13 protein-coding genes are annotated in these 12,258 nt (G+C 62.3%); 11 read left to right on the plus strand and 2 right to left on the minus strand.

Going from position 1 to position 12,258, the window contains the following annotated elements; all coding sequences use genetic code 11:
• Positions 1-57: 57 nt before the first annotated feature.
• Together H5P28_RS09700 and H5P28_RS09705 are read right to left on the minus strand one after the other, a co-directional pair.
• On the minus strand, positions 58-393 hold the full coding sequence (locus H5P28_RS09700; protein ID WP_185675512.1) for an anti-sigma factor antagonist: 336 nt from the start codon (positions 391-393) through the stop codon (positions 58-60).
• 107 nt (positions 394-500) lie between these two features.
• Positions 501-1,907: an exopolysaccharide biosynthesis polyprenyl glycosylphosphotransferase gene (locus H5P28_RS09705; RefSeq protein WP_185675513.1), complete on the minus strand. Its 1,407-nt coding sequence runs from the start codon at positions 1,905-1,907 to the stop codon at positions 501-503.
• Positions 1,908-2,199: 292 nt separating this feature from the next.
• Here H5P28_RS09705 and H5P28_RS09710 point away from each other — a divergent pair, with 292 nt between their 5' ends.
• The 11 genes from H5P28_RS09710 (at position 2,200) to H5P28_RS09760 (ending at position 12,254) form a co-directional block, all read left to right on the plus strand.
• Positions 2,200-2,697, plus strand: coding sequence for a GbsR/MarR family transcriptional regulator (locus H5P28_RS09710; protein WP_185675514.1), 498 nt, complete (start codon positions 2,200-2,202; stop codon positions 2,695-2,697).
• Positions 2,694-3,245, plus strand: coding sequence for a transcription termination/antitermination protein NusG (gene nusG / locus H5P28_RS09715; RefSeq protein WP_185675515.1), 552 nt, complete (start codon positions 2,694-2,696; stop codon positions 3,243-3,245). The genes H5P28_RS09710 and nusG overlap by 4 nt, the downstream gene beginning before the upstream one ends.
• Before the next feature lie 275 nt (positions 3,246-3,520).
• Positions 3,521-4,390 carry an ABC transporter permease gene (locus H5P28_RS09720; RefSeq protein WP_185675516.1) on the plus strand — a complete coding sequence of 290 codons (870 nt, stop codon included), beginning with the start codon at positions 3,521-3,523 and terminating at the stop codon, positions 4,388-4,390.
• A 119-nt stretch (positions 4,391-4,509) separates the two neighbouring features.
• Positions 4,510-5,823 (plus strand): ABC transporter ATP-binding protein, encoded by a 1,314-nt coding sequence (locus H5P28_RS09725; RefSeq protein ID WP_185675517.1) that lies wholly within the window; start codon positions 4,510-4,512, stop codon positions 5,821-5,823.
• 34 nt (positions 5,824-5,857) lie between these two features.
• Positions 5,858-6,526 carry a type B chloramphenicol O-acetyltransferase gene (catB, locus tag H5P28_RS09730; protein ID WP_185675518.1) on the plus strand — a complete coding sequence of 223 codons (669 nt, stop codon included), beginning with the start codon at positions 5,858-5,860 and terminating at the stop codon, positions 6,524-6,526.
• On the plus strand, positions 6,523-7,881 hold the full coding sequence (locus H5P28_RS09735; RefSeq protein WP_185675519.1) for a glycosyltransferase family 4 protein: 1,359 nt from the start codon (positions 6,523-6,525) through the stop codon (positions 7,879-7,881). The genes catB and H5P28_RS09735 overlap by 4 nt, the downstream gene beginning before the upstream one ends.
• Complete coding sequence (locus H5P28_RS09740; RefSeq protein ID WP_185675520.1) at positions 7,878-8,837, plus strand: glycosyltransferase family 2 protein; 960 nt, start codon at positions 7,878-7,880, stop codon at positions 8,835-8,837. Before H5P28_RS09735 ends, H5P28_RS09740 begins: the two co-directional genes overlap by 4 nt.
• Before the next feature lie 40 nt (positions 8,838-8,877).
• Entirely contained in the window at positions 8,878-9,654 is a 777-nt protein-coding gene (locus H5P28_RS09745) for a WecB/TagA/CpsF family glycosyltransferase (protein WP_185675521.1), read from the plus strand.
• Positions 9,651-10,442, plus strand: a complete 792-nt coding sequence (locus H5P28_RS09750; protein ID WP_185675522.1) for a glycosyltransferase family 2 protein — start codon at positions 9,651-9,653, stop codon at positions 10,440-10,442. Before H5P28_RS09745 ends, H5P28_RS09750 begins: the two co-directional genes overlap by 4 nt.
• A complete protein-coding gene (locus H5P28_RS09755; RefSeq protein WP_185675523.1) occupies positions 10,435-11,478 on the plus strand; it encodes a glycosyltransferase in 1,044 nt (347 codons plus the stop codon). The genes H5P28_RS09750 and H5P28_RS09755 overlap by 8 nt, the downstream gene beginning before the upstream one ends.
• Positions 11,479-11,564: 86 nt before the next feature.
• Positions 11,565-12,254, plus strand: a complete 690-nt coding sequence (locus H5P28_RS09760; protein WP_185675524.1) for a methyltransferase domain-containing protein — start codon at positions 11,565-11,567, stop codon at positions 12,252-12,254.
• Positions 12,255-12,258 lie beyond the last annotated feature (4 nt).

Genomic DNA, 12,258 nt, shown 5'->3' on the forward strand with positions numbered 1-12,258 from the left:
ACGCCGCTTTGATCGATAAAGGGATTCGCTACTGCTGCGCTCCCGGACCTGTGCGGATCAGGAGAGGGCCTGGAGGGCTTCCTCGCGGGTCGCGTAGATCGGGAAAATGCTGGTAAAGCCGGAGATTTCGAAGACCTGCTTGACGTTCGGGTTGAGCGTCGCCAGGGCGATGGACCCCGACTGCTTCTTGAACTGCTTGGCGGCGGAGAGCAGCACACGCAGGCCCGCGCTACTGATGTAGTCCAGCTCGCGGCAGTCCACCAGCACCTTGACTTCGCCCGCTTCGGCCAGCGAGGTCAGCTTTTCGTCCAGCGAGCCGGATGTGCTGACATCGAGACGCCCCTGGAGGCTGAGAATATTGATGGAGTCCTGTTTTTCCTGGGTAATTTCCACGGTGAGGGAGGTTTGATGGTTAAAGGTCGCCCCGACGGGGATTGGGTTGATAAAGACGCCAAGCCCCCTGTCTTTCAAGCGTTTTTTTGACAGGCCCCGCGAAGCCGTCAGTACGCCGAGGAGGGCGGGCGCAGGATCATATGCACCGTGCGCAGGATAATTTCGATGTCCATCCAGACCGACCACTCATTAATATACTCCAGGTCGTAGTGGACCCGCTGACGCAGCAGTTCCACGTCGGTGATCTCGCCCCGAAAGCCCTTACACTGGGCCAGGCCGGTCAGGCCGGGCTTTACGAAATGGCGCTGCGGATAGATTTTCACGTCCTGGCTGAAGATCCGGTCGTGCTCGGGCAAGTGCGGGCGGGGGCCGACCACGCTCATTTCGCCCTTGAGCACATTAATGAACTGCGGCAACTCGTCCAGGCTCGTGCGGCGCATAAACTCCCCGAAGTGGAAAACCCGCGGGTCGTGCCGGGTCGCCTGCCTGGCCTCGTCTCCTTTGCGCCGCACGTGCATGGTGCGGAACTTGTACAGGACAAACTCCCGTCGGTTGTACCCCCGGCGGACTTGCTTGAAAAACACTGGTCCCGGTGACTCGCGGCGGTGGAAAAACCACACCAGCGGAATCATCACCGGCAGAACCAGAAAAACCACCGGCACCGCGATGGAAAGGTCGAGCAGACGCTTGATCATGCGGTTGAGCGGGCTTTCCAGCGGCTCTTCCCGCAGGGTGAAGAACGTGTGAGGGCCGTCCTTGACGCTGATCAGGGGGTAGTCGAAATATTCCGCCCAGGGGTTGAAAATCAGGATCTGGCAGCCCTCCTCCTCCGCTGCTTCGAGGATCTCCTTTACCCACTCCTTTGAGTGGCGGGTCTCCAGCAGGATGATCTGGTTGACCCCCTGCTCGCGGATCGTCTCCCGCAGCCGCGAGACATCTCCCAGCAAAGGGATATCTATCTGTTGCGGCTCCGTTTCGCCGTAGTTGAGCAGTCCGATCACCTCGATCCCGAGCGACTGCTTGCTGCGCAGCCAACCGGCGATGCGCGAGCACGAGGCCGTCGTCCCCACCACCAGACACGAGCGGGTGTTCTTCCCCCCCAGCACGTAGCGGGAGAGCCAGCCGGGCAGGAACATGTTCAGCGAAAACAGGATCAGGTACGCGCACACCAGGTACAAGCCGATGAACACACGGGAGATGGCCTTGTCCTTGGTCGCGAAGATGATCGCAAACAGAATCAGCACCAGAATGAAGATCTGGAGGTTTGTGACCTGAAAGACCCGCGCCCGGTCCTGCGCTGAGACCGACGGCCCCAGCAGGGTGTAGAAGTTGAAGAAAATCGCCCCGGCCGACACCAGGCCTGTCATATACAGGGGCCAGTTGATCAACTCATACTCCAGCCGCCCGGCGAACTCCACCCCGACCAGGGCCAGGACATAGAACAGCAGCGGCAACACCAGCACGATAACACATCCGTGCAGGGCCAGGAGTCCTCTATAGCGACTGTCGAGCATAAGTCAGTATTCCTGCTTCTATCGGCAAATTCCGGGCGCTGTTTATCTGATTCATCTCACAATACGTACGGATTTTCCCGTCCCCCTCGGCTCTGTCACGCTCCGGGGTGCTTGCTCCAGATTTCAAACACCCCTCCCGCCTGGCTGCAAATCTTTTCCCCGCTCCGGCTTTCACAACGAAACCCATTTGCCTCCAACGTTTTCAGGATTGCCAGCCGCAGGCATGCGCTTTACTTCAAATATTATTGAAATAAGGGTAAACCCCCTCCCCCTCCGACCGATGGAGACAACCATGAGCACCGCCCCCGCAGACACGAGCCTCGGCCAGACCGAGCGGGAGATCATCGCGCTGATGGCAGGCGCGGTGCAGATGCTCGACCTGCCCAAGTCCCTGGGCGAAATCTACGGGCTGCTCTACGTCTGCGAGGAGCCCCTGTGTATGGACGACATCATCAAGCGGCTCGGCATCAGCCTCGGCACCGCCAGCCAGGGGCTTAAGCAGTTGCGGGCCTTCCGCGCCGTACGCACGGTGGAAAAGCCCGGCCGCCGCTGCGACTACTACGAACCCGAAACCGAACTGCGCCGTCTCCTGGGGAACATCCTGCGCGAACAGCTCCAGCCCCGGCTCGACTCCGGTCAGGAAAAACTCCGCCAACTCAAGGATCGCCTGCGCGAGGAGCCCGACTCCGCCCGCCAGGCGCACCTTCGGCAGCGGGTGGACAAGCTATTCCGCTGGCACGCCAACGCCAGCCGCCTCCTGCCACTGCTCAGCACCCTGATGAAAACATGACTTTCTCTGACCAAGCGGCGTGGTACTGCCTGAAGACCCAGCCCAAACGCGAGCGAGCCGCCGCGACGAGCCTGAGCGCGCTCGACGGGGTGAGCGTGCTCTTCCCCCAAGTGCGCTACCGGCGGCAGACTGCCCGGCGGGGACGCACGGTACTGGAACCGCTTTTCCCGAACTACCTCTTCGCCCGCTTCCGCCCCCTGCACCAGATCAAGGCCGTGGGCTACGCCCGCGGAGTCGCCTATGTCGTGCGTCAGGGAACAGACCTGATCCCCGTCCCGGCCTCCGTCGTCGAGGAGTTGGCCACCCTCGCCCCCGGCAACATCCTGGAGCTTCCCCTGCAGCCGGTCCAGGCCGGAGAAAACATCCGCATTATCGCGGGGATTTTCCAGGGCAACAGCGCCGATGTCGTCCGCCTGCTTCCGGGCTCCGAACGCGTGCGCGTGCTACTCGACATCCTCGGGCGCAGCCAGGAGATCGAACTTTCCCTCAACGAAGTGGAACGCCGCTACCGCCATCCGCTTGGTTCACAACCATCCGAAGGCTCCTGACCTTCTGAAAAACTCCCTTCAACCCGCATCCACGATTGGCTTTACCATCCGGTATCCGGCCAAGGGCGGCAGCGTGCCGACAGCTATTCACGCCCCGCGCCCATCATCGAAGCCGAAAGCATCTTTGAGAAATTCATAAATTTATTAATTCAGGATTCACATACGCGAAATCAATAAATTCCCCAATCGCTCCCCACCGTTCCACAATCTACGAATCTCTAAAAATTCCGAATCTACGAATTCCCCCACCAGTATCGCCCCCTGACAACCCGGCCATGAGCGAACTTTCCACCGACAAAACGCTGCCCGTCATCACCGTCATCCAACCCGCCCAGGGCTGGCTGCGTATCGACTGGCGAGAAATCTGGAACTACCGCGACCTGCTCCTGCTGCTGGTGCGGCGGGACTTCGTCTCCCGGTACAAGCAGAGCCTGCTCGGACCGCTGTGGTTCGTACTCCAGCCGCTGGTCATGACGGTCGTCTTCACCGTCATTTTCGGGCGCATCGCGCAGATTCCCTCCGACGGCGTGCCCCACACCCTGTTTTATCTCTGTGGACTTCTGGGCTGGAACTACTTCGCCCAGATTCTCAACGGCACCAGCACGACCTTCACCTCCAACGCGCACATTTTCCAAAAAATATACTTCCCGCGTCTGGTGGTGCCGTTTTCGGTCGCCGCGTCGTCCATCTTTACCTTTATCATCCAGCTCGGGCTGTTCCTGCTCGTTTACGCCGGTTTCAAGTTCTTCTCCGACGCGGGCGCGAACTTCGGCATGACCTGGCGGGTCGTCTTCGTGCCGCTGCTGCTGGTGCACTCGGGCATCCTCGCGCTCGGAGTCGGGCTGTGGATGAGCGCCCTCACCGCCAAGTACCGCGATCTCTCCCACCTCAACCAGTTCATCATCCAGATCTGGCTCTACCTGACGATTATCATCCCCGTCTCCAGCGTCCCGGCCAAGTACCTGTGGTTCGTCCTGCTCAACCCGATGACCCCGATCATCGAAGCCTACAAGATAGCCTTCCTGGGCAAGGGCACCGTCGAACCTCTTTTCTACCTGTGCTCCATCGTCATCAGCCTCGGGGTCTTCTTCACCGGAACTCTCGCTTTCCAGCGTACCGGACGCACCTTCGCCGACACGGTGTAAGATTCATAAATTTATAAATTCAGGATTCGTAGATTCAACATCAACATACTCCCAATCGCCGCCCCCTTCCCCAACCTACGAATCTCTAAAAATTCCGAATCTACGATTTTTTTAAAAAAATGCCCGCGCCCATCATCGAAGTCGAACGCCTCTCCAAGCTCTACCGTCTCGGCACGGTCGGGGCCGGCACCCTGCGCGAATCCCTCCAGCACTGGTGGGCCAGCCGCGTGCGCCGACGCGAGAGCGGCGACTGGCAAGCCAACTCCAAACTGAAAATCCCCGCCGGGCGCGCCGGTCCTCGCCCAAACACCATGTGGGCGCTGCGGGAGACCTCCTTCAGCGTCAACGAAGGCGAGACCCTCGGCATCATCGGTCGCAATGGCGCGGGCAAGTCCACCCTGCTCAAACTCCTCTCCCGCATCACCGAGCCGACCACCGGCCGCGCCGTCATCCGGGGCCGCGTCTCCTCGCTGCTCGAAGTCGGCACCGGCTTCCACCCCGAGCTGACCGGACGCGAGAACATTTTCCTCAACGGCACTATTCTGGGTATGCGCCGCGGCGAGATCCGCGACAAGCTCGACGACATCATCGAGTTTTCCGAGATCGGGGCCTTTGTCGATACCCCGGTCAAGCGCTACTCCAGCGGCATGACCGTGCGCCTGGCCTTCGCCGTGGCCGCGCACCTGGAGCCCGATGTGCTCATCGTGGACGAGGTGCTCGCCGTCGGCGACGCCGCCTACCAGAAAAAGTGCATCGACAAGATGCGCGAAGTCGCCCGGCAGGGTCGCACGGTACTCTTCGTCAGCCACCAGCTCTCCACCCTGGCCAACCTCTGCGACCGCTCCATCCTTCTCCACGACGGCCAGCTCTGCGCCGACGGCCCTTCCCGCGAGGTCATTAATCAGTACCTCAACACCAGTTCCAAGCACTCCAGTCATCGCCTCTGGGAGACGCCCGAAGACGCGCCCGGCGACGACATCGCCCGCCTGCACGCGGTCACGGTTTTCTGCGACGGCATGCCCACCGACAACATCGAAATCGACCGCGACATTGTAGTGGAAATCCAATACTGGTGCCTCAGAGACGGAGCCCGCCTCAACCCCGCCTTCATCCTCGTGGATAAAATCGGCACGCCCGTCTTTTCCTCTCCCAACCTGCCTTCCGCCCGCCTTGGCGACGACGAATGGGGTTACCGTCCCCACCCCGCCGGGCTCTACCTCAGCCGTATTACCATCCCCGCCAATTTCCTCAGTGACGGTCTCTACCGCGCCCACATCGCCATACAGACCGACGCCTCCCAGCTCAACGTCTGGGAGGAAAACGCGCTCACCCTCATGGTCCACGACACCGGCGCCATGCGCGGCGAATACCATAACGCCTGGATGGGCCTGATCCGCACCCGCTTCGCCTGGGAGACCGACAAGGTCGAATAGTAAAAGTCCCAGGACTGCCCGCACCTGTACCCTCATGGAAAACTACTTTAAAAGTCCCTTTAAAGGCGAACAACTCGCCAGCCAGGTAACAAACCCCAACATCCAGGTTGGCCGGTACAGCTACTACTCCGGCTATTACCACGGCCATTCGTTCGACGACTGTGCCCGCTACCTGCTTCCGGATCGCGACGATGTGGACCGTTTGATCATCGGCAGCTTTTGTTCCATCGGCTCCGGCGCGTCTTTCATCATGGCCGGGAACCAAGGCCACCGCTATGACTGGGTTTCATCGTTTCCTTTCTTCTATATGGATGATGAACCTGCGTTTGCAGGAGCATCCGATGCCTTTCAAAAAACCGGTGACACCGTTATCGGCAGCGATGTCTGGATCGGCTCCGAAGCGATGGTCATGCCCGGTATCAAGGTCGGTCATGGGGCCGTGATCGGAAGCCGTGCATTGGTCACGAAAGACGTGGAGCCTTACACCATCATCGGCGGAAACCCTGCCAAAGTGATCAAGAAGCGTTTCCCCGAAAATCAGATTGCGATGCTCTTGGAACTGGAATGGTGGAACTGGCCGATAGAAAAGATCAAGGAAGCCATGCCCCTCCTGTGTTCAAACGACATTGACGGTCTCCACCGCTACTGGCAAACGACGCTGTCCAACGGCACAAACACGAACCGCGCAGACGCCAAAGAATGACCAGCACCCCTCACGGCATCCACCCGGTCTTCGCCATCCCCGAATGGCTCCCCCATCTGGGCGGACTGGCGACTTTTTACGCGCACCTGGCCCGTTGCCGCAGCCAGCTCGGACTGCCCACAACAATCCTGACCACCCAGCGCAAACCGGAGAACCCCGGCTGGCCGGGCCTGGAAGTCGTCTGTGTCGAAGGGGACAAAAACCGCCGTTTCGTGCAGCTCAGCCAGGCCCTGCCCGAAGACTGGAAACTGGCCGCCCTCTCGCTGGCCACCGGCGCAGCCATGCGCGCCTGGCTGCGCGAACACGCGCCCAACTGCGCGGTCGTCTTCGCGGCGGAGTTTCTCGGCTACGCCTCCGCGCTCTGCGAAACGGGCCTCCCGCCTCTCGTGGTGACCGCCCACGGCTCGCTCGGGCAGATCGCCGCCCGTTCGCCCGCCGACGCGGGCGCGCCAGACCTGCCACTGGTGCGCATGCTCGAATCCGATGCCCTCCTGCGCGCCCACCTCGCCCACGCCTACAGCCCCGCCAACTCCCGCGAATGGACCGCCACCCTCGGCCATGACATCCCCTGCATAGACCCGCCCTTTGCGCTGTCACAACTTTTGGATACACCAAAAAGCGCCAACCAGCCGCTGACCGGCGTTGTCCTCGGACGACTCCAGGACTGGAAAGGCGCGCAGACACTGGCCGACGCCCTCGCCCGGCTCGGGCCGGACTTCCCCCTGCGCATCGACTGGCTCGGCGCGGACACCCGAACCGCTCCGGGTGGCACCTCCATGTCCGAGTGGCTACAAAAGGAGCACCCCACCATCTGGGGTAAAACTTTCTGCTGGCACGGCCCCGCCCCCCGCGAGGAGGCTCTCCGCCGGCAGGCCCGGGCGGACTTCGCGCTCGTTCCCTCACGCTGGGACACGCTCAACTTCACCGTGTTGGAGGCCATGGACGCGGGCGTGCCCGTCCTCGTCTCCAGCGGTACAGGCGCTTCATATTTAATCGAGGAAAACATCAATGGCCGCGTCTTCCCCGCCGACGACCCCGAAGCCCTCGCCACCGTCCTACGCGAAGTCACTACCCACCCCGAGACGCTCCCGGCACTGGGCGAACGCGCCCGCACTTTCTTGCGCGAACGCTTCACTCCGAGCGGTTGTGTTGAGCGCTACGAGGAACTTGCCCGCCGGGCGCAAGCCGCCGCCCAAAAGCAAACCCTCCCGGCGGAAGGAGCCGCCAACGCCCTCCAGATGCTGACCGAAGCTCTCACCCAGACCGACGCCCTCCCCCGCCGCAGCGGACGCGAGCTGGCCCGTGCCTTGAGCCAGAAAGCCGGGGAGCGCCTCGGCATCCGCCGCAAGCCATGAGTGCCGACCCGACCCTGCAAGTTTCCGTGCTACTCCCGGTTTACAACGCCGGGCGCTACCTGCCCGAGGCACTGGAGAGCATTCTCGCGCAGGAGAACATTTGCTTTGAATGCGTCGCTGTCGACGACGGCTCGACCGATGACACCGCCGACATTTTGAATGACTTCGCGCGGCGCGACGCCCGCCTGCGCGTGCTCAGCCGTCCCAACACCGGCATCGTCGGCGCGCTCAACGACGGACTCGCACTCTGCCGCGCCCCCTACATCGCCCGTATGGACGCCGACGACATCGCACGCCCCGCCCGGCTCGCCCGCCAGGCCGCCTACCTCGACACGCACGCGGACTGCGTCGGCGTCGGCTCGTGGGTCGATTACCTCGACCCCGAGGGCGAGCACATCTGGACTTGGAAAATGAGCGCCAACCCCGCACAAATCGAACACGATCTGCTCGAAGGCGGCATCGGTGGCCTCGTCCACCCCGCCATGATGCTCCGGGCCGACGCCATCCGTGCCGTCGGCGGCTACCAGGCCGAGTGCAAGGACATCGAGGACTACGACCTCTTCCTGCGCCTGCTTGAGCAGGGACATTTTTCCGTCCTGCCCGAGCCGCTGCTGGGCTACCGCCAGCACCCCGCCAGCATCAACGCAACCAGCAACCGCGGCGCCCGCACCGCCATCGCCAACCGGCTCATGGCCGAGGCCCGCCAGCAACGCGGCCTTCCCGAAAAAGTCCTCACTCCGACCCCGGCCACACCCGAATCCAGCCAGTTGGAGTGGATCGACCTCGCCCTGCTCGATGGCAACTGGCGCAGCGCCCGCAAGACTACGTGCCGTCTTTTCAGAAGCGTCCCGCTCAAGACCGCCCCCTGGCAGGCCCTCGGCAAACTCATTCAGGCCGCGCTGGGCAAACTCCGCATCCGCGCCGGACGCATCCGCCAGTTCGTATCCATCTTTTGAATACATTTTTCACGAACCATTTCCCCCGCTCACAACTGGCATGACCACCACGGACAAAACCGTCACCATTCTCGGGCTTACCTTCTACACCGACACACTGGAAGCCGTGGTGGAAGCGACCGCCCGCGACGGCGGGCTCCTCGTCGCTCCCGCCGGACCCAATCTGGGAGACATCCCCACGATGCCGGAGTACTACGACGCCCTGGCCAACAGCGACTACTGCCTCACCGACAGCGGGTTGCTCGTCCTGCTCTGGAACCTGACCCACCGCCCCCGCATTCCCAAGATTTCCGGCTACCTGTTTTTCCGCGAACTGATCAAACACCCCGTCCTGCGCGAACCGGGCGCGACCTTCTGGATCATGCCCAGTGAAAAGGAAATGCGCATCAACCTGGCTTGGCTGAGCGACGTACAGGGCATTCCCGCTCGCGAGGAGGATTGCTACCTCGCCCCGCTCTATCCCGGCTCCGGCGAAGTCCGCGACGACAAACTCGCCGCTCTGCTCGAAGAGCGCCGCCCGCGTTTTGTTTTTAACAACATCGGTGGTGGCACCCAGGAACGCCTCGGCCACACGCTGCTCCAACAGCTCAGCTACCGCCCGGCCATTATCTGCACGGGCGCGGCCATCGCGTTTTTCACCGGGCAGCAGGCCAATATCCCGCGTTGGGTGGACAAACTCTATCTCGGCTGGCTGGCCCGCATCCTCTCGGACCCGCGCCGCTACTTCCCCCGCTATTGGCGCGCCCTGCGTCTCGTCCCGCTGTTCCTGCGCTACGGGGCCAAGCGCCCGGCCATCTGCACCACCACTCAGTCATGAGCGACGCACCGCTAATCACCGTCATAACTCCGGTGCTCAACTGCGCCCGGTTTATCACCGGGTGCCTGGAGAACGTGGCCGCGCAGGACTGCCCGCAAGCCATCCACCTCATCGTGGACGGACTCTCCACCGACGGCACGCCGGAGCTTGTGCGCGAGTTCGCCCAAAAACACCCGCGCGTAGAACTAATCTCCGAAAAAGACAGCGGCCAGTCCGACGCCATGAACCACGGCATCCGCGAAGCCCGCACGCCGCTGATCGGTTTTCTCAATGCTGACGACTACTACGCCCCCGGCACCCTCAACCGCGTTTGCAAGCTTGCGCACGACCTGCCCGAGCCCGCCTTCCTCTACGGCAATCTGCATGTCTGGGGCGACAACGACCGCGACCTCGGCCTGAACAAGCCCGCCCCGCTCAGCCTCTACAACCTCTGCCGGGGCAAGCCCTTCCCGCTCAACCCCGCCTCGTACTTTTACCACAAGAGCCTCCACGAACTTGCCGGCCCCTACGATATCAAGGACCACATGACGATGGACCTCGACTTCCTTTTCCGCGCCAGCCAGCACGCCCGCATCCGCTACGTTGACGAGTGCTGGGGAAATTTTCGGCTGATCGAAGGGACCAAGACCCAAGCCGAACTGGCCACCGGCGCGACCTTTGAACGTCAGCGCGTATTGATAAATCACTACATAAGAAAACTCCCTCTCCCCCTGCGTATCGCTGCCCGCACCGCCAATACCGTCGAACCTTTAGCAAAAAAAATCTCCCGCCGCCTCAAGCGTGGCTGACAAGACTATGACCGACCCCGATCCAACGCCCGGCATCAGTGTAGTTATTTGCTGTTACAACAGCCGCTCGCGCCTTCCCCAGACTCTCCGTCACCTGCAAGATCAGCAGGGCACAGACGGGCTCGAATGGGAAGTTATCGTAATCGACAACGCCTCCACCGACGACACCGCCAGCGTCGCCGTAGAGACCTGGGAGCGCAACCCGGTGGCCCCGCTGCGCGTCGTGTCCGAGCCGCAGCCCGGCCTCAGCCACGCCCGCGCCCGTGGCGCGTCCGAGGCGGCCCTCCCCATAGTCGCTCTGGTGGACGACGACAACTGGACACCCCCACACTGGCTGGCCACGGTGGCTCGTATCTTCCGTGACAACCCGATGGTCGGCGTCGTGGGGGGGCCGACCACGGAGGCGTGTGAGACGACGCCCCCGGACTGGTTTGCGCAATTCAAGGGCCACTACGCGGTGTACGAGCTAGCGTCACCGGGAGGCATCGTGGAGAAGTATGTCTGCGGCGCGGGCCTGTGTTTCCGCAAAGAGGCGTGGGAAACGCTGCGGGCCGAGGGATTCGAGCCCGAGCTGAGCGACCGCAAGGGCAAGGAGCTGACCTCCGGCGGCGACGCCGAACTGTGCGCCGCGCTGCGGCTCAGCGGATGGAAAATCTGGTACGACCCGGCCCTGCTCATCCGGCACTTCATCCCCGCCGGTCGCCTGAACTGGGATTACCTCACCCGACTCAACAGCGGCTTCGGCGCGCAGTCCGTATACCTCGACGCCTACTACGCCCTGCTGCCCGGTTTCACCACCGGACGGCCTCCTCAGCCCTGCTGGGTACGCGCCACCTTAAAGACACTCCGCTCCCTGCTTGGACTGGCCCCGCGCGTGCTCTTCCGCCCGACGAGAGAGAGAGAGGGCAGCGCCGACTGGCTCGTATGGAAGGGCCAATGCACCCGCCTGAGAACCCTCTGGCGCGAAAAAAGCCGCTACGGCGAACGCTTCCGCCGGGTCGCCGGGGCGCACTGGAACCGCCTGCGCGGGTCATAAATCCGCCAATTTGCGCTTCGCTCTTTGCTTTAAGTTCCGATCAGATTGGCTTAACAGTTTTTAACAACCTCAAGACACACCCGATTATGCCCAGACCCAGCTGCATGGTTTTCGCCGCCCGCTACCTCCCTCCTGATGAGATCCGCGGCAAGGAAGTGATCGAAGTCGGCTCCTGCGACTTCAACGGCTCGATCAAGCCCTACGTCACCCACTGGGCGCCGAAGTCCTACCTCGGCATCGACATGATCGAAGGCCCCTGCGTGGACAAGGTCATGAACGCCGACACGCTCGAACAGGAGTTCGGCCCCGAGTCCTTCGACATCGTCATCTCCATCGAGATGATGGAGCACACCCGCTGGTGGCGCACCTCCCTGACCAACATGAAACGCATCTGCCGCCGGGGCGGCCTGTTGCTCATCACCTCGCCCGCCATCGGCTACCCCTACCACGGCTACCCGACCGACTTCTGGCGCTACGAGATTGACGACTTTAAAAAGATGCTGGCCGACTTCGAGATCCTCGGCATCGAGCGCGACGAGAGCGGCCCCGGCACCTTCGTTGTCGCCCGCAAGCCGATGGACTACCAGGAGTGCGACCTGGGGCCGATTGAGCTGTTCAGCGTGGTCACGGGGCGACGCACGCGCGAGATCGACGAGGCCGATTTTAAAAGCCCCTACTTCAAGCGCCAGGCACTCAAGGTCCGCCTCAAGGTCGCCACCAGCCGCCTCTACCGCTGGCTGGGCCGCTGCACATCGAAAATCCTTCGCCTCAAGTAACCCC

Source organism: Ruficoccus amylovorans (genome assembly GCF_014230085.1).
Lineage (GTDB): Bacteria > Verrucomicrobiota > Verrucomicrobiia > Opitutales > Cerasicoccaceae > Ruficoccus > Ruficoccus amylovorans.

What these genes read in the sequence shown, in the direction of transcription:
- H5P28_RS09705 (WP_185675513.1), bottom strand. Translation starts at nt 1,907, where the DNA reads ATGCTCGACAGTCGCTATAGAGGACTCCTGGCCCTGCACGGATGTGTT.
- H5P28_RS09710 (WP_185675514.1), top strand. Translation starts at nt 2,200, where the DNA reads ATGAGCACCGCCCCCGCAGACACGAGCCTCGGCCAGACCGAGCGGGAG.
- nusG (WP_185675515.1), top strand. Translation starts at nt 2,694, where the DNA reads ATGACTTTCTCTGACCAAGCGGCGTGGTACTGCCTGAAGACCCAGCCC.
- H5P28_RS09720 (WP_185675516.1), top strand. Translation starts at nt 3,521, where the DNA reads ATGAGCGAACTTTCCACCGACAAAACGCTGCCCGTCATCACCGTCATC.
- H5P28_RS09725 (WP_185675517.1), top strand. Translation starts at nt 4,510, where the DNA reads ATGCCCGCGCCCATCATCGAAGTCGAACGCCTCTCCAAGCTCTACCGT.
- catB (WP_185675518.1), top strand. Translation starts at nt 5,858, where the DNA reads ATGGAAAACTACTTTAAAAGTCCCTTTAAAGGCGAACAACTCGCCAGC.
- H5P28_RS09735 (WP_185675519.1), top strand. Translation starts at nt 6,523, where the DNA reads ATGACCAGCACCCCTCACGGCATCCACCCGGTCTTCGCCATCCCCGAA.
- H5P28_RS09740 (WP_185675520.1), top strand. Translation starts at nt 7,878, where the DNA reads ATGAGTGCCGACCCGACCCTGCAAGTTTCCGTGCTACTCCCGGTTTAC.
- H5P28_RS09745 (WP_185675521.1), top strand. Translation starts at nt 8,878, where the DNA reads ATGACCACCACGGACAAAACCGTCACCATTCTCGGGCTTACCTTCTAC.
- H5P28_RS09750 (WP_185675522.1), top strand. Translation starts at nt 9,651, where the DNA reads ATGAGCGACGCACCGCTAATCACCGTCATAACTCCGGTGCTCAACTGC.
- H5P28_RS09760 (WP_185675524.1), top strand. Translation starts at nt 11,565, where the DNA reads ATGCCCAGACCCAGCTGCATGGTTTTCGCCGCCCGCTACCTCCCTCCT.